29 protein-coding genes, 2 tRNA genes and 1 pseudogene are annotated in these 24,422 nt (G+C 58.9%); 5 read left to right on the plus strand and 27 right to left on the minus strand.

Annotated elements, in window-relative coordinates; genetic code table 11:
* Positions 1–29: 29 nt before the first annotated feature.
* The 15 genes from pobA to K5E80_RS05845 form a co-directional block, all read right to left on the minus strand.
* On the minus strand, positions 30–1,205 hold the full coding sequence (pobA, locus tag K5E80_RS05775; protein WP_220635267.1) for a 4-hydroxybenzoate 3-monooxygenase: 1,176 nt from the start codon (positions 1,203–1,205) through the stop codon (positions 30–32).
* A 19-nt stretch (positions 1,206–1,224) separates the two neighbouring features.
* Positions 1,225–1,431 (minus strand): class III extradiol ring-cleavage dioxygenase family protein, encoded by a 207-nt coding sequence (locus K5E80_RS05780; RefSeq protein WP_220635268.1) that lies wholly within the window; start codon positions 1,429–1,431, stop codon positions 1,225–1,227.
* A gap of 5 nt (positions 1,432–1,436) precedes the next feature.
* Positions 1,437–1,706, minus strand: coding sequence for a hypothetical protein (locus tag K5E80_RS05785; protein ID WP_220635269.1), 270 nt, complete (start codon positions 1,704–1,706; stop codon positions 1,437–1,439).
* Positions 1,707–1,716: 10 nt separating this feature from the next.
* Complete coding sequence (locus K5E80_RS05790; RefSeq protein ID WP_220635270.1) at positions 1,717–2,718, minus strand: aldo/keto reductase; 1,002 nt, start codon at positions 2,716–2,718, stop codon at positions 1,717–1,719.
* Position 2,719: 1 nt separating this feature from the next.
* Positions 2,720–3,682 (minus strand): Gfo/Idh/MocA family oxidoreductase, encoded by a 963-nt coding sequence (locus K5E80_RS05795; protein WP_220635271.1) that lies wholly within the window; start codon positions 3,680–3,682, stop codon positions 2,720–2,722.
* Positions 3,682–4,536 (minus strand): class III extradiol dioxygenase subunit beta, encoded by an 855-nt coding sequence (locus K5E80_RS05800; protein WP_220635272.1) that lies wholly within the window; start codon positions 4,534–4,536, stop codon positions 3,682–3,684. The genes K5E80_RS05795 and K5E80_RS05800 overlap by 1 nt, the downstream gene beginning before the upstream one ends.
* A gap of 1 nt (position 4,537) precedes the next feature.
* Positions 4,538–4,981: a protocatechuate 4,5-dioxygenase subunit alpha gene (gene ligA, locus K5E80_RS05805; protein ID WP_220635273.1), complete on the minus strand. Its 444-nt coding sequence runs from the start codon at positions 4,979–4,981 to the stop codon at positions 4,538–4,540.
* On the minus strand, positions 4,982–5,896 hold the full coding sequence (locus K5E80_RS05810) for an amidohydrolase family protein (RefSeq protein WP_220635274.1): 915 nt from the start codon (positions 5,894–5,896) through the stop codon (positions 4,982–4,984).
* 2 nt (positions 5,897–5,898) lie between these two features.
* A complete protein-coding gene (locus tag K5E80_RS05815) occupies positions 5,899–6,831 on the minus strand; it encodes an NAD(P)-dependent oxidoreductase (protein ID WP_220635275.1) in 933 nt (310 codons plus the stop codon).
* Between the two features lie 4 nt (positions 6,832–6,835).
* The gene (gene ligK / locus K5E80_RS05820; protein ID WP_246590884.1) at positions 6,836–7,525 is read right to left on the minus strand and encodes a 4-carboxy-4-hydroxy-2-oxoadipate aldolase/oxaloacetate decarboxylase; all 690 of its coding nucleotides are present in this window, start codon (positions 7,523–7,525) and stop codon (positions 6,836–6,838) included.
* Between the two features lie 2 nt (positions 7,526–7,527).
* Positions 7,528–8,556, minus strand: coding sequence for an amidohydrolase family protein (locus K5E80_RS05825; protein ID WP_220635276.1), 1,029 nt, complete (start codon positions 8,554–8,556; stop codon positions 7,528–7,530).
* Between the two features lie 31 nt (positions 8,557–8,587).
* Positions 8,588–9,298: a substrate-binding domain-containing protein gene (locus K5E80_RS05830; RefSeq protein WP_220635277.1), complete on the minus strand. Its 711-nt coding sequence runs from the start codon at positions 9,296–9,298 to the stop codon at positions 8,588–8,590.
* Between the two features lie 75 nt (positions 9,299–9,373).
* Positions 9,374–10,381 (minus strand): LysR substrate-binding domain-containing protein, encoded by a 1,008-nt coding sequence (locus K5E80_RS05835; protein ID WP_220635278.1) that lies wholly within the window; start codon positions 10,379–10,381, stop codon positions 9,374–9,376.
* Positions 10,382–11,291: 910 nt separating this feature from the next.
* Positions 11,292–11,384, minus strand: a tRNA-Ser gene (locus tag K5E80_RS05840).
* A gap of 44 nt (positions 11,385–11,428) precedes the next feature.
* Positions 11,429–12,667, minus strand: a complete 1,239-nt coding sequence (locus K5E80_RS05845) for an aspartate kinase (protein ID WP_220635279.1) — start codon at positions 12,665–12,667, stop codon at positions 11,429–11,431.
* A gap of 250 nt (positions 12,668–12,917) precedes the next feature.
* Here K5E80_RS05845 and K5E80_RS05850 point away from each other — a divergent pair, with 250 nt between their 5' ends.
* Positions 12,918–13,211 carry a helix-turn-helix domain-containing protein gene (locus K5E80_RS05850; RefSeq protein WP_220635280.1) on the plus strand — a complete coding sequence of 98 codons (294 nt, stop codon included), beginning with the start codon at positions 12,918–12,920 and terminating at the stop codon, positions 13,209–13,211.
* A gap of 22 nt (positions 13,212–13,233) precedes the next feature.
* On the opposite strand, the gene K5E80_RS05855 is transcribed toward K5E80_RS05850, so the two are convergent.
* Entirely contained in the window at positions 13,234–14,094 is an 861-nt protein-coding gene (locus K5E80_RS05855; RefSeq protein WP_343213232.1) for a radical SAM protein, read from the minus strand.
* Positions 14,095–14,137: 43 nt separating this feature from the next.
* Here K5E80_RS05855 and queD point away from each other — a divergent pair, with 43 nt between their 5' ends.
* Both queD and K5E80_RS05865 read left to right on the plus strand, forming a co-directional pair.
* Positions 14,138–14,584, plus strand: a complete 447-nt coding sequence (gene queD / locus K5E80_RS05860) for a 6-carboxytetrahydropterin synthase QueD (protein ID WP_220635281.1) — start codon at positions 14,138–14,140, stop codon at positions 14,582–14,584.
* Between the two features lie 86 nt (positions 14,585–14,670).
* A tRNA-Cys gene (locus tag K5E80_RS05865) sits at positions 14,671–14,744 on the plus strand.
* 55 nt (positions 14,745–14,799) lie between these two features.
* Here the strand turns inward: K5E80_RS05865 and trhA are convergent.
* Positions 14,800–15,423, minus strand: coding sequence for a PAQR family membrane homeostasis protein TrhA (trhA, locus tag K5E80_RS05870; RefSeq protein WP_246590885.1), 624 nt, complete (start codon positions 15,421–15,423; stop codon positions 14,800–14,802).
* Between the two features lie 393 nt (positions 15,424–15,816).
* Between trhA and K5E80_RS05875 the strand changes: the two genes are divergently transcribed.
* A complete protein-coding gene (locus K5E80_RS05875) occupies positions 15,817–15,960 on the plus strand; it encodes a hypothetical protein (protein ID WP_220635282.1) in 144 nt (47 codons plus the stop codon).
* Between the two features lie 38 nt (positions 15,961–15,998).
* On the opposite strand, the pseudogene K5E80_RS05880 reads toward K5E80_RS05875, so the two are convergent.
* From K5E80_RS05880 to rnk, 8 genes and pseudogenes are all read right to left on the minus strand, one after another.
* Positions 15,999–16,592: pseudogene (locus K5E80_RS05880) on the minus strand (IS5 family transposase); the annotation flags it as partial.
* 170 nt (positions 16,593–16,762) lie between these two features.
* On the minus strand, positions 16,763–17,134 hold the full coding sequence (locus K5E80_RS05885) for a CNNM domain-containing protein (RefSeq protein WP_220635283.1): 372 nt from the start codon (positions 17,132–17,134) through the stop codon (positions 16,763–16,765).
* A gap of 110 nt (positions 17,135–17,244) precedes the next feature.
* Positions 17,245–17,487, minus strand: coding sequence for a hypothetical protein (locus K5E80_RS05890; RefSeq protein ID WP_220635284.1), 243 nt, complete (start codon positions 17,485–17,487; stop codon positions 17,245–17,247).
* A gap of 68 nt (positions 17,488–17,555) precedes the next feature.
* The gene (locus K5E80_RS05895) at positions 17,556–17,783 is read right to left on the minus strand and encodes an HP1242/YdcH family protein (RefSeq protein ID WP_220635285.1); all 228 of its coding nucleotides are present in this window, start codon (positions 17,781–17,783) and stop codon (positions 17,556–17,558) included.
* A gap of 71 nt (positions 17,784–17,854) precedes the next feature.
* Positions 17,855–18,160: a hypothetical protein gene (locus K5E80_RS05900; RefSeq protein ID WP_220635286.1), complete on the minus strand. Its 306-nt coding sequence runs from the start codon at positions 18,158–18,160 to the stop codon at positions 17,855–17,857.
* Positions 18,157–18,393, minus strand: a complete 237-nt coding sequence (locus K5E80_RS05905; RefSeq protein ID WP_220635287.1) for a DUF2934 domain-containing protein — start codon at positions 18,391–18,393, stop codon at positions 18,157–18,159. Before K5E80_RS05905 ends, K5E80_RS05900 begins: the two co-directional genes overlap by 4 nt.
* On the minus strand, positions 18,359–18,700 hold the full coding sequence (locus tag K5E80_RS05910; protein WP_220635288.1) for a helix-turn-helix domain-containing protein: 342 nt from the start codon (positions 18,698–18,700) through the stop codon (positions 18,359–18,361). The genes K5E80_RS05905 and K5E80_RS05910 overlap by 35 nt, the downstream gene beginning before the upstream one ends.
* A gap of 14 nt (positions 18,701–18,714) precedes the next feature.
* Positions 18,715–19,161 carry a nucleoside diphosphate kinase regulator gene (gene rnk / locus K5E80_RS05915; protein WP_220635289.1) on the minus strand — a complete coding sequence of 149 codons (447 nt, stop codon included), beginning with the start codon at positions 19,159–19,161 and terminating at the stop codon, positions 18,715–18,717.
* Between the two features lie 113 nt (positions 19,162–19,274).
* On the opposite strand from rnk, the gene K5E80_RS05920 reads away from it, so the two are divergent.
* On the plus strand, positions 19,275–20,195 hold the full coding sequence (locus K5E80_RS05920) for a LysR family transcriptional regulator (protein WP_220635290.1): 921 nt from the start codon (positions 19,275–19,277) through the stop codon (positions 20,193–20,195).
* Between the two features lie 649 nt (positions 20,196–20,844).
* On the opposite strand, the gene guaA is transcribed toward K5E80_RS05920, so the two are convergent.
* The gene (gene guaA, locus K5E80_RS05925; RefSeq protein ID WP_220635291.1) at positions 20,845–22,425 is read right to left on the minus strand and encodes a glutamine-hydrolyzing GMP synthase; all 1,581 of its coding nucleotides are present in this window, start codon (positions 22,423–22,425) and stop codon (positions 20,845–20,847) included.
* 42 nt (positions 22,426–22,467) lie between these two features.
* Entirely contained in the window at positions 22,468–23,931 is a 1,464-nt protein-coding gene (gene guaB, locus K5E80_RS05930; protein WP_220635292.1) for an IMP dehydrogenase, read from the minus strand.
* Between the last annotated feature and the right edge of the window lie 491 nt (positions 23,932–24,422).

A 24,422-nucleotide genomic window follows, 5' to 3' on the forward strand; every position in this document is an offset into this window, starting at 1 on the left:
AGATGAGTCATCCGATGGGTGAGTCGAACTTAATCGTCGAAGGGCAGCCCTACGTAGTTCTCCGCCAGCATCGTCCTGCCAGCCAGGGAATGCACTACGTAATCGAGTTCTGCTTCCAACGCCTTCTGGTCGAAGGAGTTCGTGTCAGGAAAGAAGTGCAGCAGGTTGGTCATCCACCAAGAGAAGCGCTCGGCCTTCCAGATGCGACGCAGGCAGCGCGCGGAATAGTGGTTGATGCCGGTGCTGCTGCCACCGTAGAACTCGACCAGCGCGCGCGACAGGTAGCGCACGTCGGAGGCGGCGAGATTCAACCCCTTCGCTCCTGTCGGTGGCACGATGTGGGCGGCGTCACCGGCGAGGAACATGCGGCCGAAGCGCATCGGCTCAGCCACGAAGCTTCTGAGCGGTGCGATGCTCTTCTCGATTGAGGGACCAGTCACCAGCGCCGCCACCGCCTGCGAGTCGAGGCGGCGGCGCAACTCGTCCCAGAAACGGTCGTCGGACCACTCCTCGACTTTCTCCGTCAGCGGAACTTGCAGGTAGTAGCGGCTGCGGAAATGGGAGCGCATGCTGCACAGCGCGAAGCCACGCTCGTGCTTGGCGTAGATCAGTTCTTCGGAGACCGGGGACGTGTCCGACAGCAGCCCCAGCCAGCCGAAGGGATAAACGCGCTCGAAGTTGGCGATGGCATTCTGCGGCACGCTGGCGCGGCAAACGCCGTGAAAGCCGTCGCAGCCGGCGATGAAGTCGCACTCGATCTCGTGGCCGACGCCATCCTTGGTGTAGCGCACGCGCGGATGGTCGCTGTCGAAGTCATGCACGCTGACCTCCTTTGCCTCGTAGACGGTCTTCAGGCCGGCCGCGGCGCGCGCCTCCATCAGGTCCCTGGTCAGTTCGGTCTGGCCGTAGATCATCACCTGCTTGCCGCCGGTGAGACCGACGAAATCGATGCGGTGGCGCACGCCGCCGATCAGCAACTCGATGCCCTTATGTGGCAGCCCCTCGGCATGCATGCGCGCACCGACGCCGGCCTCATCGAGCAGGTCGACCGCGACCTGCTCCAGCACGCCGGCGCGGATGCGGCCCAAAACATATTCCGGGGTTTGCGCCTCGAGAACGATGGTGTCAACGCCAGCCTTGTGCAGCAACTGGCCGAGGATGAGTCCGGCGGGGCCAGCGCCGATGATGGCAACTTGTACTCTCATGTCTTTTCTCTCCGTTTGATTACACGGCTTCCATGGCCAGCAGGCCGGAAGCTGTGTTGGAAATTGGGATGTGATCGTTGGCATGCACCTTGGTCGCTTCGCCGAGCAGGGCCCCGCGCGAGGTCAGCCAGTTGAGCGGTTCGACGCCCTGAGTGCCGGTCAGTTCGACCAGGCCGACACTCGAATAACGTGTCACCCACAGCGGGTCGGTTATCAGCTTTTCCATGAACATCAGGTCGAATTCCTTGTTGATGGAGCCGGCGCGCCCGGCCGTCGAGCTGGGGCGAGAGGCCGCCGGTGCCAATCACCACGACGCGCGCGCTGCTGCGTGTTCAACCCGTACTTGCTGCAGTAGGCTTTCTTGTCCAGCAGCAACTCGGTCCGGTTCTCCACCGAGTTGAAAGGAAATGACATCTTGTTGAGCGCGTATCCCTTGCACGCCTGTTCGCCGTCGAACATCGTGGTGCCGGGTATCACCCTTTTCTGCTTGCCGCTGTTCATGTCCCGTTTCCTACGCTGCAATCCGAAATGTTTCAGTGTCGATCTCTTGCTGCGTGGCCGCGTTGTAGCGCGGCCCCGTCACTGTTTGCTGATTGATCAGCGTGTCCAGCCGTTCGACGACGGAGCGATCGAGCTTTACTGCAACGCTCCCGACGTTGTCGTCGAGATGCTCCGCCTGTCGGGTACCAAATATCGGAATGATGTATTCACCTTTGGCCAGCAGCCAGGCCAGGGCGAGTTGGGCTGGTGTGCAGGTGATTTCATCGGCGATGCGGTAGTACTCGGCCAGCAGTTCCAAGTTCTTCGCATAGTTGGCCGCCTCGAAGCGCGGCATCTGGCGGCGAATGTCCTTGGCTTCGAGCTGAAGCTCTGGGTCGCGCAGCGTGCAGGTGAGGAAGCCGCGCGCCAGTGGGCTGAATGCGACGAAGGTCACATCCAGCTCGCGGCAGGCTTCGAGCACGGCAATTTCCGGATTGCGTGTCCACAGCGAGTATTCGGTCTGCAGGGCGGCGATCGGATGCACGGCATGCGCCCGCCGCAACATGGGCGCCGACACTTCGGAAAGACCGATGCTCCTGATCTTGCCCGCATTCACCAAGTCCGCCAGCGCACCAATGCTGTCCTCGATTGGCACCTTCTTGTCCCAGCGGTGCAAGTAGTAAAGGTCGATGACATCGGTCTGCAGCCGCTGCAGGCTATCCTCGCAGGTGCGCTTCAAGACTTCAGGCCGGCCGTCGATGACGCGCCGGCCATCGACGCCGGTCATGCCGCACTTGCTGGCCAGCACGACTTGCCGGCGGTACGGTTTCAGCACGCGGCCGAGGAGGCTCTCGTTGGCGCCGAAGCCATACAGCGCGGCGGTGTCGAAGAAATTGATGCCGTGCTCGAGTGCGCGCAAAAGCAGCGCCGTCGCTGCCTCGGGCGCCGGCGGCGTGCCGTAGGCGTGGCTGAGGTTCATGCAGCCGAGACCGAGGGCCGAGACGCTGAACGATCCGATGCGACGCTGCTGCATATCAGGCGCTCTGATTCAACTGCCGTTCCAGGCGGTCGAGGATGCAGTAACAGGGCATTACCTGGGCAACGCTGGCATTCGGCTCGCGGCCTGCGCGGATCGCAGCAAAGAACTCGCGGTCTTGCAGCTCGATGCCGTTCATCGACACATCGACCTGCGAGACGTCGATCTTGTTGTCCTTGGCATCGATCAGGTCGTCGTAGCGCGCGATGTAAGTGCCGCTGTCGCCGATGTAGCGGAAGAAGGCGCCAAGCGGACCATCATTGTTGAACGAGAGCGACAATGTGCAGATCGCGCCGGTGCTGCTCTTCAACTGTATCGACATGTCCATGGCTATGCCCAGCGTCTTATGCAGAGGCCCTTGCAACGCATTGGCAGCGACGATCGTTCCGCCAGTCTGATACGCGAAGAGATCGACCGTATGCGCGGCGTGATGCCACAGCAGGTGGTCGGTCCAGCTACGCGGCTGACCCAGCGCGTTCATGTTGCTGCGGCGGAAGAAATAGGTCTGCACGTCCATTTGCTGGATATTGAATTCGCCGGCAGATATTTTCTTGTGCAACCACTGGTGGCTGGGATTGAAGCGGCGCGTGTGACCGCACATGGCCACCAGTCCGGTCTGCTGCTGCAAGGCCAGCACCGACTCGGCGCCAGCCAGGCTGTCTGCCAGTGGAACTTCGATCTGCACATGCTTGCCCGCCTGCATGCAGGCAAGCGCCTGGGCGGCGTGCATCTGGGTCGGCGTGCACAGGATCACGGCATCGACCTCCTGCAGCGCCAGGCTGTCGGCGAGATCCGTACTGACATGGCCGATGCCGTACTTGACTGCCGTTTCGCGCGTCTTCTCCAACTCGCGGCTGACCAGCGAGACGACCTCAACTCCTTCGATCAGCTTGATGGCATCCAGATGCTTGATGCCGAAGGCGCCGGCACCAGCCAGCGCTACCTTGATTGTCTTGCCCATCAGGTGTTCTCCAATATCAGATGGCCTACGGCGGTATTGCTTGCCGGCACATGGTAGAAACGGTGCGCAACGCGCGGCGTGCCCGGGCCCGACTCGTCGCCCATGGCGCCGCGCGCGATCAGCCACATCACGAGTTCGATGCCTTCCGAGCCGGCTTCGCGCACGTAGTCGATGTGCGGCTTCTGCGCCAGTGCTGCGGGATCGGCAATCAATTGGTCGAGAAAGGCCTGGTCGAATTCCCGGTTGATCAGACCGGCGCGCGGGCCTTGCAGCTGGTGGCTCATACCACCGGTGCCCCAGATCTGGACCTTGAGCGGCTGATCGAAGGCCGCGACAGCCTTGCGAATGGCTCGGCCCAGATTGAAGCAGCGGCGGCCGGAAGGTACCGGATACTGCACCACGTTAACCGCGAAGGGAATCACCGGGCAGGGCCAAGCCGCCGGTTGGCCAAACAGCAGCGATAGCGGCACCGTGAGGCCGTGGTCGACGTCCATCTTATTGACGATGGTCAGGTCGAAATCATCCTGGATCACCGACTGGGCGATGTGCGCGGCGAGTTCCGGATGGCCCTTGACCACCGGCACCGGGCGCGGGCCCCAGCCCTCGTCGGCGGGCTGGAATTCCGCCGCGCAGCCGATGGCGAAAGTTGGAATCAGGTCGAGGCTGAAAGCCGTGGCGTGGTCGTTGTAGACGAGGAAGATGACATCGGGAGTATTGGCCCTGATCCACGCCTGGGATGGCTCGTAGCCTTTGAATACCGGTTGCCAGTATGGCTCGCCGCACTTTCCCGAGTCCAGCGCGGCACCGATAGCCGGCACGTGGGAGGTGTAGACGGATGCGGTTATGCGAGCCATGTCATTGACTTCCCTTGCGACCAGCGCGGCCCTGCGGCTGACGGTGTGCCTGGGCGTCGCCATCCTCGCCAATCACGCGATTGCCTTCGACCGAGCGGCCGCCGGCAACCATCATGTTGCGGTATTCCTCCTCGCTCATGCCAGTCATGCTGCCGGCCATTTGCTGGAACGACTTGCCGTCGGTGGCACCGATCTTGGCGAGGAAGTAGATGTTGCCGCCCAGACGGATGCACCAGTTAAGGTCGCGCGCCAGTACGGCCTGCTTCTGCTCTTCCGTCATAGCCCATTCGTCGAGATAGGCGCGCTCGTCAGCCTTGAAGCGGGCACGGTTGCCGGCTTTCATCAGCGACATGCAGAACTGGTTGAGATGGTAGCCCAGCCGCGACTGATCGGCGTCGAAGATCGTCGTGCCAGGTATGTCTTTGTAAGGCTTGTCAAGTGCCATCTATTTTTCCTCCGGCCAATAAAGATGCATCGGGTTATCCACCAGCATTTTTTGCTGCAGTTCTGGCGTCGTCGCTATGTGCGGGATGAAATCGACCAGCAGGCCATCATCAGGCATATGGTCCTTCAGGTTGGGGTGCGGCCAGTCGGTACCCCAGAGTACGCGGTCAGGGAATGTCTCGACGATGCGCCTGGCAAAAGGCACCACGTCACGATAGGCATTCAGCTCTCCGTCCAGGGCCTTTGGCCCGACGACGCTCAGTCGCTCAGGACAACTGACCTTGCTCCATACGTTCGGATAGTCGCGCATGAACTTGACGAAGAGTTCGAATTCCGGGCCGTCCACTGGTTTGCCAACATCGGGGCGGCCCATGTGGTCGACCACGATGGTGGTCGGCAGCGTGGTGAAGAAGTCCCACAGTTCGGGCAGGTCGACCGCCTCGAAGTAGATCACCACGTGCCAGCCCAGTGGGGCGATGCGTCCGACGATCTCCAGCAGCTCATCGCGCGGCGTGAAGTCGACCAGGCGTTTGACGAAGTTGAAGCGCACACCGCGCACGCCCGCCGCGTGCATCTCCTGTAGTTCGCTATCGGTAACCGTGCGCCTGACTGTAGCTACGCCACGTGCCTTGCCGCCGGAGTGCCGTAGCGCATCGAGCATGGCACGGTTGTCGGCGCCGTGGCAGGTGGCTTGCACCACGACGTTGCGAGTGAAGCCGAGATGGTCGCGTAGCGCAAAGAGCTGGTCTTTCGATGCGTCGCAGGGTGTGTATTTGCGCTCGGGCGCGTAGGGAAACTCGGCGCCAGGACCGAAGACGTGGCAGTGCGCATCTACGCTGCCCGCAGGCAGCTTGAAGCGGGGTTTCGAGGGGCCGGCGTGCCAGTCCAGCCAGCCGGGAGTTTTCTGGAATTCCATGCTTAGTTCCCTGGTTTGAGTTTGTCCAGGATGCGGTCTGCCTCGACGCGCCAGTCGACGCTGCGGGCAAACTCCTCGCTGTCCTTGGCGCCGAAGAGCCCAGCGTCGGCCAGGTCGGCGACCCAGGCCTGACGCTCGGCCGTGCCTTGCGCCGACCACGGCGTGAGCCCGATCTCACGCACCGTCTGGGCCACTTCGCGCATTTCCTCGCTGCGGCGGTGACCATGTTCAATGACGCGCTGGAAAAAGTAGCTAGCCTGCTTTTCCCAATCGATGCCGGGAAAGGTTTCGTAGAGCGAAGCGATCACCGCATCCTCGACGCCATACGCGCGCGCCGCGGTAAAGCTCTCTATGACCATCGTCTCCAGACCCTTGATCATCACGCTGCGGCACATCTTGGTGGCGGATGCGACGCCAAGTTTGTCACTGGCTACCGTGCCGTCAAAGCCGAACACTTTGAGCAGCGGCGCCAACTCGCGGGCGCCTGCACCGCCCAGCAACAGCGGGACGCGGATATGGCAGGGTGGAACCGAAGTCATCACCGCGCCTTCGACATAGCGGCCTCCGGCCGCATCGACCATGGCGGCGGCCTTGATCTTGACACCCGGTGAAGCGGAATTGAGATCGAGGAACCAGGCGCCGGGGGCAAGCGACGGTGCTGCCGATATGGCGACGGCAAGCGTCTGATCGGCAGTAACGGCGGAAATCACCAGGTCTGCGTCGGCGGCGAGATTGGCATGGCCGGACAAGAGATGCACACCAAATTGCCGTGCGTGGGCCCGCAGCGAAGCATCCTCCGGCCCGGCGAGCTTGAGGTCGTAGGCCAGAACGTTCTCCACGCCGCAGCCACGAAGATCCTCGGCAAGGATGCGCCCGACCTCGCCGTAGCCGACGAGCCCGATGGACCACTGCAGGGGATTGGCAGGCAGGCCCATGGCGCTAATCGATGTATTTCAATCCGGCCTTGGCCAGCGCATCGCGCATGCTGTACAGGTCGAGGCCGAGTTCGCCGGCGGCAAAACGCGCACGTTTTGCCGCTTCGTTGTTCTCGCGCGTCTCGGCAGCGTCGGCGGCCTGCTGTGCGAACCCGGCCGGCACCACCACCACGCCGTCGTCATCGGCCACCACCACGTCGCCGGGATTGACCAGCGCGCCGGCGCATACCACCGGAATGTTCACCGAGCCCAGCGTCGCCTTGATGGTGCCCTTGGCGCTGATGGCACGCGAGAACACCGGGAAACTCATCGCCGTCAGGTCTTTCACGTCGCGCACGCCGGCATCGATGATCAGCCCCTTGCCGCCGCGAGCCCTGAACGAGGTCGCCAGCAGGTCGCCGAAGAAGCCGTCCTCGTTGTCGCTGATGCAGGCGGCGACGACGACATCGCCTTCCTGCAGTTGTTCGGCTGCGACATGCATCATCCAGTTGTCACCAGGCTGCAGCAGCACGGTGACGGCCGTGCCACAGACATGGGCGCCAGTGTAGATCGGCCGGATATAGGGTTTCATCAGGCCGATGCGGCCCATGGCTTCGTGTATCGTGGCCACACCGAAGCGCGACAGCTTGTCGACGGCGGCACGGTCGGCACGCACGATGTTGCGTTTGACGATGCCGAGATTGTTCATGCTCATGGCTATTTCCCCTTCGCTTTCAATGCCGCATCGAGGCGTGGATAGACGCGGCGCGCATTGCCCTCATAGACTTTGCGGCGGTCGTCCTCGCTTAGGTTCAGCGTCGCTTCGATGTAGCGCTTGGTGTCGTCGTAGTAGTGCCCCGTCTCGGGATCTATACCACGCACGGCGCCGATCATTTCCGAGGCGAACAGAATGTTGTCTACCGGAATGACTTTCGTCAGCAAATCGATGCCAGGCTGGTGGTAGACGCAGGTATCGAAAAAAATGTTGTGCAGAAGATGGTCCTGCAGCAGCGGCTTCTTGAGTTCCTGCGCCAGGCCGCGGTAGCGACCCCAGTGGTAGGGTGCCGCACCGCCGCCGTGCGGGATGACGAACTTCAACGTCGGGAAATCCTTGAACAGGTCCGAGGTCAGGCACTGCATGAAGGCTGTTGTGTCGGCGTTGATATAGTGCGCGCCGGTGGTGTGGAAGCAGGCGTTGCAACTGGTACTGACATGGATCATGGCCGGAATGTCGTACTCGACCATCTTCTCGTAGATCGGATACCAATGGCGGTCGGAAAGCGGCGGCGAAGTCCAGTGGCCGCCCGATGGATCGGGATTGAAATTGATGCCGACGAAACCGTATTCCTTTACGCACTTTTCCAACTCGGGAATGCAGGTGCGCGGATCGACGCCCGGCGACTGCGGCAGCATGGCCGCGCCGATAAAGTTGTCCGGGAACAGCTGTGCCACGCGGTAGCACAGCTCGTTGCAGATCGCTGCCCAGATGCTGCTCACATTGAAGTCGCCAATGTGGTGGGCCATGAAGCTGGCGCGCGGCGAGAAAATGGTCAGGTCCGAACCGCGCTCCCGCATCTTCTTCAGTTGATTGGTCTCGATGGTCTCGCACAGTTCGTCGTCACTGATCTTCAACTCGGATGCCTTGGGTGCCATTGCCGAATCCTTGATGCCGGCAATCTGGCGGTTGCGCCAATCTTCCAACGCCTTGGGCGCCGTCGTGTAGTGGCCGTGAATGTCGATGATCATCACTATGCTCCAGTAATACTGATTGAGGTACTCACGCCGGCTCCATGCCCAGGCGCCGTTTGGCCGTGGTGGCGGCGGGAGAGCGCATGAAACCGAGCAAGGCACGCACAGCTTTGGACTGGAGCGACGTGACACACAGGCCGGCCGAGAAGGTAGTGACGATCTCGCTGCCGGGCGGCATAGTCCCGAGCACAGCAATGCCGGGAAGGTGCATCAACTCGCTGTGCTGCTGGAAGCCGAGTTCGACTTCGCCACTTGCCACCAGTTGTCCCACTGGCACGCCGGGCGGCACCTGCACGAAGCGGCTGCGAACCAAAGCGGCAATGCCCCAGCGCTCGAACAGCTTCATCAGCGCCACGCCGCTGGGCCCGGTGGAATAGCCCAAGGTGCGCGCTGCGAGCACGGTGCGCCGCAGCATATCTTCGGAACCGATGTCCGGCCGCGGCGCCCCGGCGCGCACTGCTATCGCCACTGCCGAGCGCATCAGGTCGGTCTTACTGTCGGCTACCACGCGTCCGGCGGCGACCAGCTTGTCGATCGCATCTGTGGCGAGAACTACCACGTCGAAAGGTTCACCGGCCTGCAAGCGTTTGGCTGCATCCACACCGCCCACCGATTCGAAGCTGACCTCGACGCCGCTGCACTGCATGTAAGCACCAGCCAGGTCGGCCAGCACCTGGCGCGTCGCCATCGAGGAGATGCCAACGATTCGGGTCGCGATATCGGACACTGAAGTTTGCATTTGTCCCACCAATTATTGATGGAGCGATTGTGGCAATACAACGGCATTCTGCCAAGCCAAGCGGCGCACTACTAGCTATCGCATTTTGTTATGGGCGCGGCTCGGAGTGGGAGATGGCACAGTCTCAGCCGCGGCCAGGATCAGTTCACGTAACAGGCGCAGCATGTGCTTGGTCAGGGGCGTCGCCGGCTTGTGTGCCGAAACCGCAAGGCACAAGGTGCTCGCCAGTGACGGCTCGACAAGTTTGCGCAGGACGTAAGCTTCTGGCTGGCCTGAGGCGGCCAACGCCGTGGGCGTCAAGATGGCATGGCCGTGACCGGCGCGCACCAGTTCCAGGATCGACTGCACGCTGGAGATTTCCAGCGCGACATTCAGCTTGCGGCCGGCCAGCGCCGCCTGTGTCTCCAGCAGTTTGCGGATGGCGTGAGTACGTTCCGGCAGGATCAACGGAAAACCCGTCAGTTCGGCCAAGGTTACCGTGTCCCCTAATCCCGCCAGGGAACCGCCTGCGCGACTGGAAGCTTTCTTGGCTGCAGCGCTGGCGCCGACCTTGATTTTCCGGCTGTTGGTAGCCGGGCTGACCATGCCAAGCGACTCGTCGAGTACCGGCACAAGTTCAAGTGCCGTTTGCGAATCCGGGTTGTGCAGCAGCCCGATGTCAACCCGGCCGGTGGCTATCCATTCCGCCAAGTGGGCAGACAAGCCCTCGACGATGGCCAGGCGCGCCTTCGGCAGGGCGCGGCGAAAGCCATCGACCAGCGGCAGTGTGAGCAGGCGACCCATGCTTGGCGGCAGGCCGACGACAATGCGTCCGCCCGGTTCGCCGCGAGTGCTTTCCAGATCCTCGCGCACCCGCGATACCAATTGCAGGATGCCGAGGCTTTGGTCGAACAGGCGCTGACCTGCCTCGGTGAGCACGACGCCGCGACCGTTGCGCAGCAACAGCGTGACGCGCAAATCCGTTTCCAGCAAACGGACTTGACGCGACAATGCCGGTTGCGCAATATTCAGAATCAGTGACGCCTTGCTGAAGCTGCCCAGCTCGGCGACACGGACGAAATATTCAAGTTGCTTGAGGTTCACAAGACAGCCTCCCGGTTGCCACCAAATCCCGCCTGAAGGTCATAAGAATTGCGTACATGTGATGAGGCGCGAAAATAGCGTGATTCGAAGCACTGATCTGGGTTGCGTTCGCCTTCTCGTTCGTTAACAGCAATGAATACTTGTAAGCGGCAAAAGCTCCGGCAAAAGATGCCGCTAAAGAAGGAAGAATCCGGGTCACCAATGCCTGAAAATTGCCGCCAGTAGCTATAGCAATCCAAGTACTTAGACCGTATGCAAATAGGGTCAATGATAAGACGAGTCCTACCAGGAGACCTACTAGCAATCTATTCAAATTAGGGATAGCCATTCAAATAGCACCCTTAAGTTTATGGCGTAGCGCCATCATTATCCATTCCAAATGATAGCTTATGAAATTGGTTTCATGCTTTCAAGGAGGTTTTTTGGCCAGGCTGAGACAATCGGTGCGGTCTGATCGAGACAGACAGAATTGTCATCGCGCCGCACACCGTAAGGCTCCGGCTTCCCAATGATTGCAGGGGAGTAAGACGCTTCTGAAAATACAACTTTAAGAATGAGCAATAACCACCCCCTCCCCCGGTAGTCTGCCCAGAAAAAGGATGCCTTAGGACTATTCTGCCGCTGGAATATATTCGAACTCTGTGCTAGAGCCGGTCATACGCGAGCAACCCGGAATATGCAGCCGAGTACAGATGACTGGTGAAGCTAAACACCGCACTGTCGGCCCTAGCGGCTCTCTCTGTGAAATCGGCGCTGGCAGGTACCGCGATTCAAATGCGCGCTAAGGTTATGTGAAGGAGAACACCGAGATAAGCGCAAACGATCAGAAATACCAGCACCCAACAAGTGGCATACTAAATGGCATACAAAACAAAAAAGCGCCTCTAAAGGCGCTTGGTTGCTTGTTCCTTGGCGGAGACGCAGGGATTCGAACCCTGGATCCAGGTTTTGCCCAGATGCGCCCTTAGCAGGGGCGTGCCTTCGACCACTCGGCCACGTCTCCAAGGGGCGCGATCATATCTGCTCGCGCGGCCCCGGTCAAACTTGTCAGGCGGCTTGTTCGAGTCCGAAAGCCTTATGCAGTACGCGCACTGCCAGTTCAAGATATTTTTCGTCGACCACGACGGAAATTTTGATCTCGGAAGTCGAAATCATCTGGATATTGATGCCCTCTTCCGCCAGCGTACGGAACATCTGGCTGGCAATGCCGGGATGCGAGCGCATGCCGACGCCGACCGCCGACACCTTGCAAATCTTGTTGTCGCCGACCACGGCACGCGCAGCGACATGCGGCTTGACCTTCTGCTCCAGAATATTCAGCGCGCGTTCGTACTCGCCGCGATTCACCGTAAACGAGAAGTCGGTGGTACCGTCATTGCCGACGTTCTGGATGATCATGTCGACATCGATATTCGCCTCGGCGATCGGACCGAGGATCTGATAGGCGATGCCGGGACGATCCGGAACGCCAAGGACTGTAAGCTTGGCTTCGTCCCGATTGAAGGCGATGCCCGAAATAATTGGCTGTTCCATCTTGCGACCTTCCTCAAACGTGATCAACGTACCCTGCGTTTCCTTGCCCTCTTCCTCGAAGCTGGAAAGCACGCGCAACTTCACCTTGTACTTGCCGGCGAACTCCACCGAACGTATCTGCAATACCTTGGAGCCGAGACTCGCCATCTCCAGCATCTCTTCGAAGGTAATCTGGTCGAGCTTGCGCGCCTCGGGGACGATGCGCGGATCGGTGGTGTAGACGCCATCGACATCGGTATAAATCTGGCATTCGTCCGCATTCAGGGCGGCGGCAATCGCCACGCCCGTGGTGTCGGAGCCGCCCCGGCCCAGCGTGGTGATATTGCCGTGCGCATCAATACCCTGGAAGCCGGCGACGATCACCACGGTGTCGTTATTCAAATCGGCGCGAATATTGGCATCGTCAATATTCAGGATGCGCGCCTTGGTATAGGCGTTGTCGGTCTCGATCTTTACCTGGGCGCCGGTATAGCTGCGCGCCTTGAGACCGATATCCTTCAGCGCCATTGACAGCAGGGCAATGCTGACCTGCTCGCCGGTCGATACCATGACGTCGAGTTCGCGTGAGTCCGGGCTGGGCGAAACATTTTTCGCCAGGGCCAGCAGCCGGTTGGTCTCGCCGCTCATGGCCGACACCACGACCACCAACTGGTGGCCCTTGGCCTTCCAGCGCGATACACGGCGCGCAACATCGCGGATACGATCCGGCGATCCCATGGAGGTGCCACCGTATTTCTGAACAATTAGTGCCATCTGAATGAAGCCGTAAGTCAAGGAGAGTTAAGGTTAAACAGGGCGCGATTTTACCTGATCCGCAATCTCCTTGCCTGGCAACTCTCCGGACTTGGCGCCGGCCCGGAAAAAACATTTATCCTGCTCTTGTATGTTGTACAAGTATGCCATATACTGAACTCATCTATAACTTTAGTTATAGACATTAGAACGTAGGCATCCTATTTTTATCAAGCGCGCATTCCCCGAATATTCCTCATGGAGAATACCAATGAAAGCTTCAGAAAAAACAGCTAATGTCCGCGACATCCGCCGCAAACTCGGCCTCAACCAGCAACAGTTCTGGTCCAGACTGGGGGTTACCCAAAGTGGTGGATCGCGCTATGAAAGCGGCCGCAATATTCCCCGCCCTGTCCAGCACCTGCTGCGCCTGGTGCATGTCGAACAAATTGACATCAGCAAGGCCAAGCGCGAGGATTTTGAGGTTGCCGAATACCTGAAAGCCAAAAAGCCCGGGCTGTTCAGGGAACTCAAGAAAGAAGCCAAGTCCGCCGTCAAGAAATAACCAGTTCCAGCTTCCCCTTGGGTCAGGGGCTGACGATCACGTTCAGCCCCTGGCTTTCCAGTCGCCTGGCCAACGCATCGAACCATTGGTCGGGTAGCCGGCTTAATCTTCTCGCGTCCGGCTGCATGGAAGGTCGTGCCAGCCCATACAGATGCACCCCTTTGACACTGTCCTTCATCTGCCCTGCTGCATGGACATAGGCGTCGATTTCAGCCGCAGCCGGCAGCTTGCCATCGCGCTTAAAAAAACAACTCTGAATCCATGTCGGGCAAAGCGCGGCGCAAGCCTTCAAACGACGCAGATGTGCATCCGGTGATATCCGCACGCCATTCACTGCGGCAATGCCGGCAGCCGTCGCGGCGTCCAGCTTGAACCAGACCTCCCCATCGTTGGCGGCAAGCGCACGCAAACCTCTTTGCACGCCGGTTTTGCCCGTCTGACTACCGTTGGTAATCAGACGCAACTTGAGCGTGCCGAGCAGGGAATGCTTGCGTAATGTTTCCACCACGATATTCACTGCTTCCGGGAACTCGCCGGCGCTGGTCGGTTCACCGTTGCCGGAAAAGGCAATATCCTGCAAAACCCGCGCGCCGACCGGCACCTTTTCCCGCATGAAGCGGCCTGACTCCACTTCATCCAGAAACCGGTTCAACTCATCCTTGAGGAGTGCCAGGTCAATCGGTGGCGGCCCCCCGCGCACCAGGCCCGGCACCTGGCAATACACGCATTGCCAGTTGCAGGCGTTGTTCGGATTAAGGTTGATTCCCACCGAAATGCCGCGCGCCCGGCGCGAGACAACAGGATAGACATAGGTCATCCCCGCGCTGTCGCGCGAATGGTCATCGACCGAAAGCAAACCATCAGAGCGGGGCATTGCAGACATTGCTCATCTATAATCCAAGGCCGATCAGCATATCACCCCAGCCATGCAAATCACTCGCCGCCTCGAATTCGATGCGGGGCACCGCATTTCCGCACACCAGAGCCAGTGCCGGCACCTGCACGGGCATCGCTATGTCCTGGAAGTGACGCTGAGCGGCGATGTCATTCATGATGCATGCAGCAGCAGCGATGGCATGGTAATGGACTTCGGCGCGGTAAAGGAAATCGCCCGGATCCATCTGGTGGACAAATGGGACCATGCCTTCCTCGTCTGCGCCGGGGACACGCCCATAGTCGATTTTCTTGCGGCGCTGCCAGATCACAAGACCGTCATACTCGACAGGGTGCCGACCGCGGAAAACCTCGCCAGGATCGCATTCGATATTCTGGAACCGCTATATCGCGACGTTTATGGCAACCATTTGCGGCTCGAACGCATACGCTTATACGAAACCCCCAACTGCTGGGCCGACGTGCTGCGCGAAATCTGAACTTGGCTGGACAGTAAGGGTACGGTTCGATAAAATCGCGCCCGCTTCATCGATTTCCGCCCACGCACACGCCGGACGGGACATCTGGCGCGATGGCAGAGTGGTTATGCAGCGGCCTGCAAAGCCGTGTACCTCGGTTCGATTCCGGGTCGCGCCTCCAATAATTAAATTGCTGAGCTGTGTTCGCAGCACACAGCAGTCGTGTCCCACTCCACTTACAGCACATAGTTCAGGATCGCTACGTAATGGGTGGCGCTGCCGGCGATCACGAACAGGTGCCAAACACCGTGCGCGTGTTTGAGGCGGGCGTCGAGCGCATAGAAGATGATGCCAATCGTATAGAACAGTCCGCCGGCCACGAGCCAGGCGAAACCGACCGGTCCCAGCGCATGCAACAGCGGGATCATGGCCGCCAGGGCCACCCAGCCCATCATGACATAGATCACGACTGACAATATGCGCGCGCCACTGTTTTGCCTCAGTTCCTGCAGGCTGCCGAGCAGCGCCAGTCCCCACGCCGTTCCGAACAACGACCAGCCCCAGGATCCGCGCAGCGTCACCAGGCAAAACGGAGTGTAAGTGCCGGCGATGAGCAGATAGATGCCGTGGTGGTCCAACTCGCGCAGGATTTTTTTGGCGCGCCCGCCCAGGCTGTGATAAAGCGTGGAAAAACTGTAGAGCAACACCAGCGTCACGCCGTAAATGGAGACGCTCACCACCTTCCACGGATCGCCGCCCTGCGCCGCCAGCACGATAAGCACAATGGAGCCGGCGAGCGCCAGCAGCGCCCCGACAAGATGCGTCACCGCATTCAACTTCTCTCCGTGGTCCATATCCATTCGCTCGTCCAAGCCTGCCATAACGAGGCACGGCATCGGTCGTTGGGCTGACTATGCACTTACTTTAGCGCTTATTCCCTGCAGCAAGTTGCGATAAATGTATGCCTGCGCCGCACACAAAAGACTTCATTCCCACTCGATTGTTGACGAGCTTTTCATGCAGTTAATTTGAAAAGAATAAACGCTTTTCGGGTAAAAATTTACCATCAGGTTTACCATCGACATGCTCTTGCTTATCAACTCAAGTAGTTGCCAGATTTTGCCTGAAAAATAATTTTTTGACGGATTTGGCCCCCAATTTTTCAAGCATGCAAGATGGATGATGGGATACGCATCCCGAAAGGCTTGCTGGCACTGCAAAGGCAGCGTTTTGAGTGACTACGCCAAGGATTCATGAATGTCCTTGGTCGTCAGGTAGAGGTGATACGGGTCGAGCGGCGACGGGACAAATCCGAAGTGCTGATAGAACTCAACGGCGTGATTATCCTTGGCATGGACCATCAAAGCACGCGCGGCAATGATCGATTGGGCCTGTAGAAACCACTTCAGCGCATCCTTGAGCAGCCCTGCCCCGATACACTGGACTTGCGACGGTTGGTCCCCTTGTCGGCGTCCGTCAGCGGGCAGTTCCGGTGGGCACGTTTGTTGGTGAAGTCCTTTGCCTTTGGCGCAATGTCCTTGAGTCGTTCGCGCTGCGCCTTGCCCCGGCAGGCGCTGTTACCGTGGAAGCGGGTTTCCTCGCCATGCAGCAGGTTCGGCACTTCATGGTTGTCATGGACATTGGCGGCGGTGACGCTGGCGCCATGGACCCGACCGCTCTGGCTGTCCGTTCCGATGTGAAGCTTCATGCCGAAGTACCACTGGTTGCCCTTCCTGGTCTGGTGCATCTCCGGATCACGGCTCTTGTCCTGGTTCTTGACGGAAGGCGGTGCGGCGATCAGCGTGGCATCGACGATCGTGCCCCCCGACAGTTTCATGCCGTTGGCCAGCAGCAATTCGCCGACCTTGGCAAACAGGGCCGCGCCCAGGTCGTGCTGTTCCAGCAGATGCCGGAAGTTGAGCAGCGTCGTGGCATCCGCTATCCGCTCGCATCCCGGATCAAACCGGCAGAACTCCCGGAACACGGCCACGTCGTAGAGCGCGTCTTCGCAGGCTTCGTCCGCCACATGTTCTACTTCAGGTACCGTTGATGACGGGGTGCGGCAAAGTCGATGAAGCGGATCGCCTTGCCATCAGGCGTTGGTGTCAGATGCTTGCTGAGCAGCGAGGCTTCATGTAGGTCGTCAACATATTGGCCATGGAGCCTGCAGGGATACAATGAAGCACAAGGTCACTCGTTTTATTGCGCAACTGCATGCCTGTTTTGATTTTGTTGGCAGTATTTGTTCACGACGGTGGTCGTCAGGGCGATCTCGGTACGCGCTGCCGCCAGCAGCGGCAGCGAGGCTGCGATGAAATTCTCGATGTGTGCGGCCAAGGCATTCTCGCCGAAGATCCCCGCCAACAGGCTCGCGGTCGTCAGACCGGTTTGCGTGGCGGCAATGAAGCGCGATGGCGTTTCCTTGATGCGCAGCGCCCGTGCCGCGGCGTGGCTGCCGGCATCGACGAGAAGTTGCAGACGGGACCGTCTCGATGCCGCCAGGGCCATTTCTGCCAAGGCAAAAAAGCCGCAGATCAAGATCAGTAAAACCAATATAACCAGGGCGTTCATCGAGTGACATTCTCTTTGGGAGAATTCGGAGAATATCTCATTGAATCCTGCTGAATCAGTTTTTGGCCTCCCGAGAGGAACAAAGTGAGATGTTTCTATTCATCTAACCATCAGCCCTCAATCAGGATCTGATGCTGGAAGCCGCATTTGCGGATGAAACTGTAGGCAGCATCGAGATCGGCCCACAACCGTTGGCAGCCTTCGGGGTTGAGTTCGATCATGGCAATGACATCAGCGGGCAGAGCCATGCCATATGCGAACACCGACCATGCGGCAGCGGGGGATGCCCTGCTGATGGTCATATTCTCGACAAGGCCATTTTCGATGAAGGCGATAAGATTCTTGGGAAGCATTTTGGAATTCTGGCTACCATTCGTTTACCTCCACGTGAGGGAGGCAGATTTTGCATCACATGATGTGTTCATGCCGGTTGGGTTGCGCTGGCTTTTTTGAGCAAGTCGTACATCTCGTCCTTTAGCCGCAATTTTTTCTTTTTCAAGGTCTCGATATCTTCATGGCTTGCCGGCTCGACATAAGCCTCCATGAGCTGAATCTTCTGATCCAGTTCATGGTGCTTGATGAATAGGCTGTCAAAGTGACGATCATTTGCCTTGAGTTGAGAAAATAGCTCACGATATTCCGGAAACATGGCTGCCCTCCTTGGTTTTCTGGGAACTCAAAATTGTCAGTGATCTGTTATTAAAAAGTCCGCTCATGGCTTCATCCCTCAAACGTGGCCAGCACGAACAAGGTATGACGACCTTTGCCACCAAGGCGGCGAATTATTCCCTTTCGCACCAGATTGCCGATGACCGCTGCAAGCATTGAATTGGCGGTATCAACACCCAGTTGTACGGCCAGCTTGCGCAGGTCAAGGAAAGCGTCCTGACGGAATAATTTCAAGACGGCATCGGTTGAAATCGACTTCACGTTGTTTCTCCCAAGTTTTCTGCTCGAATCGGCGATACCGAGGTTTGCATTTGTCAAACGGCGAGGAAATTGGCTTTCCCTGTGGGCCGCATTCATCGATTGATCTGCACCTCGGCCAACAACCGATCTATTTCAAGTTCCGCCTGTGCCCAGTCTTCGTGCGCATAGCCCGCATCGAAGCTGCGGCGGCGCTCGGCTATGTAATAAGCGGCAACCTCGACATAGTGATAGCGTTGCTCTGGTGTGACCGGATGAAGCATGCCAGAATTATTTTCCACCGATTCAGGTGCCACTTTATCGGGCGAAGTGATTCTTTTCGATTTGGCCATTTGGTTCTCCTCGGGGTGGTTTGTTATTTCGTTTGCTGTGCTGTGTACGGAACTGCGGTTTCACGATTTGCGAGGACGTGGCATCGCCAGTATTCAGCCCAAAAGCATGGATCTTGCGTGTGATCGTGTTGCGGCCAATACCCAGCAAGCGGGCGGCATCCATGCGGCACCCTCTCGTGGCCACCAGCGCGCACCGGATCAGGGTCGATTCAAATTCCCGGCTCATTGCGCGAAACACCTTGCCAGGTTGTTGGGCGAGCATGCAATTGGTTTGACGTGTCAGTGCGTTGATCCAGAGGGTGTGCATGTTGATGCCGCTGGTTATGGGGTCTCGGCAGCGGCCGACTTGGTGCCACTGTGCCGTGGCTGAGAGAGAACACGCTCGACCCGCAGGCGATGGACCTTGTCGCCCGGCAAATTCCAGTCAATCGACTGTCCGGCACTCAGGCCGAGGAGCGCACAACCGACAGGGGCCAGTACCGAAACCCTGCCAGTCATGAGATCGGCCTCTTCGGGGTAAACCAACTCCACTTCGCGCGTCGTTCCGGTACTTTCGTCGGAGTAGATCAGGCGAGAGTTCATCGTGACCACATCCCTCGGAATACGATCCGATGGAATAACAATTGCCCGGTCCAACTCTTCGGCCAAGGCGTGATCTCCGACGAGTTCACGCAAGCGGACATAATCGTCCATGGATACGACTAAATCCTCGGACCTCTGTGTGTGCAAGCCATGGCGGGAATCTGCAGATGCATTATCGTGTTTCATAATGGTGCATGTTATCCAACTGACCGTGGCTTGATTAGTCCCAGGATCGGAATCAAAATGTAGCCTCCGGGGATACAATGGGATATAGGATTACCTACATATGGTGTGCCCGCATGTTTGATCTGAATTTGTTGGCTGTATTTGCCCGTGTCGCCGAGGCGGATAGTTTTGCTGAAGCCGCACGTCGCCTAAGTACATCCCGCTCAGCTGTCAGCAAGGCAGTCGCCAAATTGGAAATCGTCTTAGGTGCCCGCCTTCTCAATCGCACGACGCGGCATTTAAGCCTGACGGAAATTGGCCAGGTAGCCGCCGCCCACGCGAGGCGAATTCTCGAAGAAATGGAGCAACTTGAGCAGGTTGTCGGCAGTTTCAACGACGAACCGCGTGGCACGCTGCGCGTGAGCGCCTCGGTGGCCTTCGGCACCCTGCATGTGGCCCCTGCATTAGCCGACTTCCTGACCGCTCACCCCGGATTGAAGATGGAATTGACCATCACCGACCGGCTCATCGACCTGGCCGAAGATGGCTATGACATGGCGATTCGCGTTACGGCCGAACCGCCGCTCCCCCTGGTGGCGAGAAAGCTCGCACCAGTACGACGCAAATTGTGCGGCACGCCGGCATATTTCGAAAAATACGGTTTGCCGCTCATCCCAGCCGATCTGATTCATCACAATTGCCTGGACTACACCCGTTCCGGAGAACAAGGCTTGTGGCGATTCAATGGGCCAAAGGGAGAAATCGACGTGCCGGTTTCAGGTTCGCTGCATGTCGATGACGACGAAGCCCTGTCGCAGGCCGTCCTCGGCGGCCTCGGCGTAGCCTTGCTGCCGACCTTCATCATCGGCAAGGATTTGCAGGCCGGACAACTCCAGGCGGTGCTCTCCGAATACATCCCGGTCGAGCGCCATGTCTATGCCATGTACCTGCCCACCCGGCACTTGCCCACCAAGGTACGGGCTTTCATTGACTTCCTGATCGCCCGGATCGGTGTCGAACCCTACTGGGATCGGGCAAACACCCGGCAACAATAATCCTGCGGGTCGCCGAAGCGAGGGGCAGCATTGCATCGCGCCACGTCATTGAAAAGTCGGCGATGGCGGGACGGCGCAATTATCAGACCCGGGCGGCAATGCACCGGTCGGTTTCACAGCCCTATGCGATGCGGCAAAAGAGCTCAATGATCTGCTACTACAACCCGAATTCGATGCGCAAAGAATTCAGGCGACGGTCGCTGAGCTCGAATCGGCACAACAAGTGCTTCGCAATGTCCTTGAAGGATAGTCGTGTTCACGACGATTAAGCATCTGAACCCTGACTAATATTCACTGACAGTCCGATAGGCAGCAGCGGGTTGAGAGCGCGAACACGCGGGATGAGAAAGCTGCCATTCGTAGCTGTCAGGCGCTGAGCGACAGGTAACCGGTATATTGCCGACAGAGTTGGTCGAACAGTCGACGGCCAGATTGGCCGAACTGGCGACCGACGGCTACAACGATCGATACAAACAAAAAGTCAGACTACCAACCGCGCATAGTCAAAGCAAAATGCTTTGTATCATCATTAGGCCGTTGCTTAACACTGCACGCCGTTGCCAGACAATGCCAGCAACCCGCGACCTTCTATAACGATCCTGCTACTTGAATTGGCCAGACGTTGCTGGATGTTGCTCGTCTTTGCCAGTCACTCCCACTCGATGGTCGCCGGCGGTTTGCCCGAGATGTCATAGACCACGCGATTGAGACCGCGCACTTCGTTGATGATGCGATTGCTGACCGTCGCCAGCAGCGCGTGCGGCAATTCCGCCCAGTGCGCCGTCATGAAATCCTGCGTCTGCACCGCGCGCAGGGCGACCACATACTCGTAGGTGCGGCCGTCGCCCATCACGCCGACGCTCTTCACCGGCAGGAACACGGCGAAGGCCTGCGAGGTCTTGTCGTACCAGCTCCTGCCGTCGGCGTCCCTGTTATTGCGCAATTCCTCGATGAAGATTGCATCGGCACGGCGCAGCAGGTCAGCGTATTCCTTCTTCACTTCGCCGAGGATGCGCACGCCCAGGCCGGGGCCCGGGAAGGGATGGCGATACACCATGTCATGCGGCAGGCCGAGCGCCACGCCAAGCTCGCGCACCTCGTCCTTGAACAGTTCGCGCAGCGGTTCGAGTAGCTTGAGATGCAAGGTTTCAGGGAGACCGCCGACGTTATGGTGGCTCTTGATGGTGTTTGCCTTCTTGGTCTTGGCGCCCGCCGACTCGATGACATCCGGGTATATAGTGCCTTGGGCCAGCCATTTGGCTTTGGGTAATTTTTTTGCCTCGGCCTGAAACACCTCGACAAACTCGCGGCCAATGATCTTGCGCTTCTGCTCCGGGTCGCTGACGCCCTTGAGATGGCCCATGAATTGATCGGCGGCATCGACGTGGATAACCTTGACGCCAAGATTGCGGGCAAAGGTCTGCATCACCTGTTCCGCCTCGTTGAGCCGCAACAGGCCGTTATCGACGAAAACGCAGGTCAGTTGGTCGCCGATGGCCTGGTGCAACAGCGCTGCCACCACACTCGAATCGACGCCGCCGGAAAGACCGAGAATCACTTCGTCCTTGCCGACCTGTTCGCGCACCTTGGCAATGGCTTCGGACACATAGTCAGGCATGTTCCAGTCCGGCGTTGCGCCGCAGATATCAAGCACGAAGCGGCGCAGGATCGCCGCGCCCTGCACCGTATGCGTCACTTCGGGGTGGAACTGCAGCGCATAGAACTTTCGTGCCTCGTCGGCGATGCCGGCGATGGGGCAGGAATCGGTCGAGGCCATCAGTTTGAAGCCGGACGGCAGCGCGGTAACCTTGTCGCCGTGGCTCATCCACACCTTGAGCATGCCGTGACCGTCGGGCGTCACCGAATCCTGGATGCCATCGAGCAGTTGGGTATGGCCGCGCGCGCGCACTTCGGCATAACCGAATTCACGCTTGTCGCTTGCCTCCACCGTGCCACCCAACTGCACGGCCATGGTGAACATGCCGTAGCAAATGCCCAGTACCGGTACACCCAGTTCATAGACCACTTGCGGCGCGCGCAAGTCCTGCGCTTCATAGGTGCTGGCGTGACTACCGGAAAGGATGATGCCCTTGGCGCCGTAAGCGCGGATGAATTCTTCCGAAACGTCGTTGGGATGGATTTCGGAATACACGCCGGCTTCGCGCACGCGGCGCGCAATGAGCTGAGTGACCTGAGACCCGAAATCGAGGATGAGAATCTTGTTGTGCATGGCCTGGATGATGAAAAACGCCAGCGCAAGCTGGCGCTGGATTTATTCGCTCACCTGGTAATTCGGCGCTTCCTTGGTGATCTGCACATCATGCACGTGCGACTCGCGAACGCCGGCGGAGGTGATTTCGACGAATTGCGCCTGGTGCCGCATTTCATCAATGGTACGGCAACCGACATAACCCATCGAGGCGCGCAGACCACCCATCAACTGGTGAATCACGGCACCGACAGCACCTTTGTAGGGAACGCGGCCCTCGATGCCCTCCGGCACCAGCTTTTCAACGTTGGTATCACCCTCCTGGAAGTAGCGGTCCGCCGAGCCCTCCTGCATCGCACCCAGGCTGCCCATGCCGCGGTAGGACTTGTAGGAGCGGCCCTGGTAGAGCACGGTCTCGCCCGGCGCCTCTTCGGTGCCGGCAAACAAGCCCCCCAGCATCACCACATGTGCGCCCGCGGCGATGGCCTTGGAAATGTCGCCGGAATAGCGCACGCCGCCATCGGCAATCAGCGGAACATCCGTTGTCGCCAGCGCGTTCGCCACATTGTCGACCGCCGTGATCTGCGGCACGCCAACGCCCGCCACGATGCGGGTGGTACAGATCGAACCGGGGCCGATGCCGACCTTGACCGCATCCGCGCCATGATCGACCAGCGCTTTCGCCGCATCGCCGGTGGCGATGTTGCCGCCTATGACTTCAACCTGCGGAAAGTTCTTCTTGACCCAGGCGACGCGTTTCAACACGCCTTCCGAATGGCCATGGGCGGTATCCACGACCAGCACATCGACACCGGCTTCGGCCAGCAAGGTGGCACGCTCTTCGGTGCCTTCACCGACGCCGATCGCGGCACCAACACGCAGACGGCCGGATTCGTCCTTGCAGGCATCGGGGTATTCAGTGGACTTAAGAATGTCCTTCACCGTAATCAGGCCGCGCAGTTCGAACTTGTCATTCACCACCAACACGCGTTCAAGACGATGTTTGTGCAGCACGATTTGCGCTTCTTCGATCGAGGTGCCTTCCGCGACCGTAACCAGCCGTTCTTTCTGCGTCATGATGGCGCTGACAGGCTGGTCGAGATTGGTTTCAAAGCGCAGATCGCGGTTGGTGACGATGCCGACCACACACCCGTGCGCAACGACGGGAAAACCGGAAATGCGATGCTGCCGCGTCAGCGCAAGCAACTCGCGTACGGTCATGTTCGGGGGAATCGTGATCGGATCCTTGAGCACACCCGACTCGAAGCGCTTCACCTTGGCCACCTTGGCGGCCTGGAGACTGGGCGCCATGTTCTTGTGCAGAATGCCGATGCCGCCTTCTTGGGCAAGGGCAATCGCCAGGCGCGCCTCGGTCACGGTATCCATTGCCGCGGACGCCAGGGGGATATTCAAGCGGATATTGCGGGTCAGCCGGGTGGCGAGACTGACATCGCGCGGGAGGATCGCCGAATGGGCGGGTACCAGGAGGACGTCATCGAACGTCAGCGCCTTCTGGAGCAGTCTCATGCTGTTTTCCTCTTTGACAAAGCAGCATTATACGCAAGCCGCCCGCCACCGACAATCAGGCAGGAGGCGGTGAATCGTCCGGATTTGTGGCACGCAATTCGTCCAGCCGTCTTATTTGTGAAGATGTACCGAACAAGTCGAACGTAACTGCGACAAGATATCCGGAAGATGAGATTCTAGGGAACGCGTGAGGACTGGGATGCGTGATGCCCAAGCGCGGGAAGAAACTGCCTGGCTTTCGGAGGACAAAAGAAAGCCAGCGCCGCCTTGCGTGGAGCGATTGTCCCTGCCAGCAGGACGTTGATGCCTGCTCCACTGGGGACAGGACAAACCCCAGTGGAACATGTCGAACTTACATGCCGTCTAGACTACCCTTCTTGGTATTCTCAAAATGACGACTTAAGCCTATGGCAAAAACGCCAATCCCCAACGCTACAATCAATATTAGCCAGATCAGGTTGCTGACCTCCATTTTGTCTCCTCCTTTGTTA

The organism is Georgfuchsia toluolica, assembly GCF_907163265.1.
Classification (GTDB): domain Bacteria; phylum Pseudomonadota; class Gammaproteobacteria; order Burkholderiales; family Rhodocyclaceae; genus Georgfuchsia; species Georgfuchsia toluolica.

What these genes read in the sequence shown, in the direction of transcription:
- K5E80_RS05855 (WP_343213232.1), bottom strand. Translation starts at nt 14,094, where the DNA reads ATGTCTGCAATGCCCCGCTCTGATGGTTTGCTTTCGGTCGATGACCAT.
- K5E80_RS05785 (WP_220635269.1), bottom strand. Translation starts at nt 1,706, where the DNA reads ATGAACAGCGGCAAGCAGAAAAGGGTGATACCCGGCACCACGATGTTC.
- K5E80_RS05830 (WP_220635277.1), bottom strand. Translation starts at nt 9,298, where the DNA reads ATGCAAACTTCAGTGTCCGATATCGCGACCCGAATCGTTGGCATCTCC.
- K5E80_RS05905 (WP_220635287.1), bottom strand. Translation starts at nt 18,393, where the DNA reads ATGGCCAAATCGAAAAGAATCACTTCGCCCGATAAAGTGGCACCTGAA.
- K5E80_RS05885 (WP_220635283.1), bottom strand. Translation starts at nt 17,134, where the DNA reads ATGAACGCCCTGGTTATATTGGTTTTACTGATCTTGATCTGCGGCTTT.
- K5E80_RS05795 (WP_220635271.1), bottom strand. Translation starts at nt 3,682, where the DNA reads ATGGGCAAGACAATCAAGGTAGCGCTGGCTGGTGCCGGCGCCTTCGGC.
- K5E80_RS05850 (WP_220635280.1), top strand. Translation starts at nt 12,918, where the DNA reads ATGAAAGCTTCAGAAAAAACAGCTAATGTCCGCGACATCCGCCGCAAA.
- K5E80_RS05910 (WP_220635288.1), bottom strand. Translation starts at nt 18,700, where the DNA reads ATGCACACCCTCTGGATCAACGCACTGACACGTCAAACCAATTGCATG.
- K5E80_RS05920 (WP_220635290.1), top strand. Translation starts at nt 19,275, where the DNA reads ATGTTTGATCTGAATTTGTTGGCTGTATTTGCCCGTGTCGCCGAGGCG.
- K5E80_RS05800 (WP_220635272.1), bottom strand. Translation starts at nt 4,536, where the DNA reads ATGGCTCGCATAACCGCATCCGTCTACACCTCCCACGTGCCGGCTATC.
- ligA (WP_220635273.1), bottom strand. Translation starts at nt 4,981, where the DNA reads ATGGCACTTGACAAGCCTTACAAAGACATACCTGGCACGACGATCTTC.
- guaA (WP_220635291.1), bottom strand. Translation starts at nt 22,425, where the DNA reads ATGCACAACAAGATTCTCATCCTCGATTTCGGGTCTCAGGTCACTCAG.
- K5E80_RS05890 (WP_220635284.1), bottom strand. Translation starts at nt 17,487, where the DNA reads ATGCTTCCCAAGAATCTTATCGCCTTCATCGAAAATGGCCTTGTCGAG.
- K5E80_RS05790 (WP_220635270.1), bottom strand. Translation starts at nt 2,718, where the DNA reads ATGCAGCAGCGTCGCATCGGATCGTTCAGCGTCTCGGCCCTCGGTCTC.
- K5E80_RS05845 (WP_220635279.1), bottom strand. Translation starts at nt 12,667, where the DNA reads ATGGCACTAATTGTTCAGAAATACGGTGGCACCTCCATGGGATCGCCG.
- queD (WP_220635281.1), top strand. Translation starts at nt 14,138, where the DNA reads ATGCAAATCACTCGCCGCCTCGAATTCGATGCGGGGCACCGCATTTCC.
- K5E80_RS05810 (WP_220635274.1), bottom strand. Translation starts at nt 5,896, where the DNA reads ATGGAATTCCAGAAAACTCCCGGCTGGCTGGACTGGCACGCCGGCCCC.
- K5E80_RS05825 (WP_220635276.1), bottom strand. Translation starts at nt 8,556, where the DNA reads ATGATCATCGACATTCACGGCCACTACACGACGGCGCCCAAGGCGTTG.
- K5E80_RS05900 (WP_220635286.1), bottom strand. Translation starts at nt 18,160, where the DNA reads ATGAATGCGGCCCACAGGGAAAGCCAATTTCCTCGCCGTTTGACAAAT.
- K5E80_RS05895 (WP_220635285.1), bottom strand. Translation starts at nt 17,783, where the DNA reads ATGTTTCCGGAATATCGTGAGCTATTTTCTCAACTCAAGGCAAATGAT.
- ligK (WP_246590884.1), bottom strand. Translation starts at nt 7,525, where the DNA reads ATGAGCATGAACAATCTCGGCATCGTCAAACGCAACATCGTGCGTGCC.
- pobA (WP_220635267.1), bottom strand. Translation starts at nt 1,205, where the DNA reads ATGAGAGTACAAGTTGCCATCATCGGCGCTGGCCCCGCCGGACTCATC.
- K5E80_RS05780 (WP_220635268.1), bottom strand. Translation starts at nt 1,431, where the DNA reads ATGGAAAAGCTGATAACCGACCCGCTGTGGGTGACACGTTATTCGAGT.
- K5E80_RS05875 (WP_220635282.1), top strand. Translation starts at nt 15,817, where the DNA reads ATGAATGTCCTTGGTCGTCAGGTAGAGGTGATACGGGTCGAGCGGCGA.
- trhA (WP_246590885.1), bottom strand. Translation starts at nt 15,423, where the DNA reads ATGGATATGGACCACGGAGAGAAGTTGAATGCGGTGACGCATCTTGTC.
- rnk (WP_220635289.1), bottom strand. Translation starts at nt 19,161, where the DNA reads ATGAAACACGATAATGCATCTGCAGATTCCCGCCATGGCTTGCACACA.
- K5E80_RS05815 (WP_220635275.1), bottom strand. Translation starts at nt 6,831, where the DNA reads ATGGGCCTGCCTGCCAATCCCCTGCAGTGGTCCATCGGGCTCGTCGGC.
- guaB (WP_220635292.1), bottom strand. Translation starts at nt 23,931, where the DNA reads ATGAGACTGCTCCAGAAGGCGCTGACGTTCGATGACGTCCTCCTGGTA.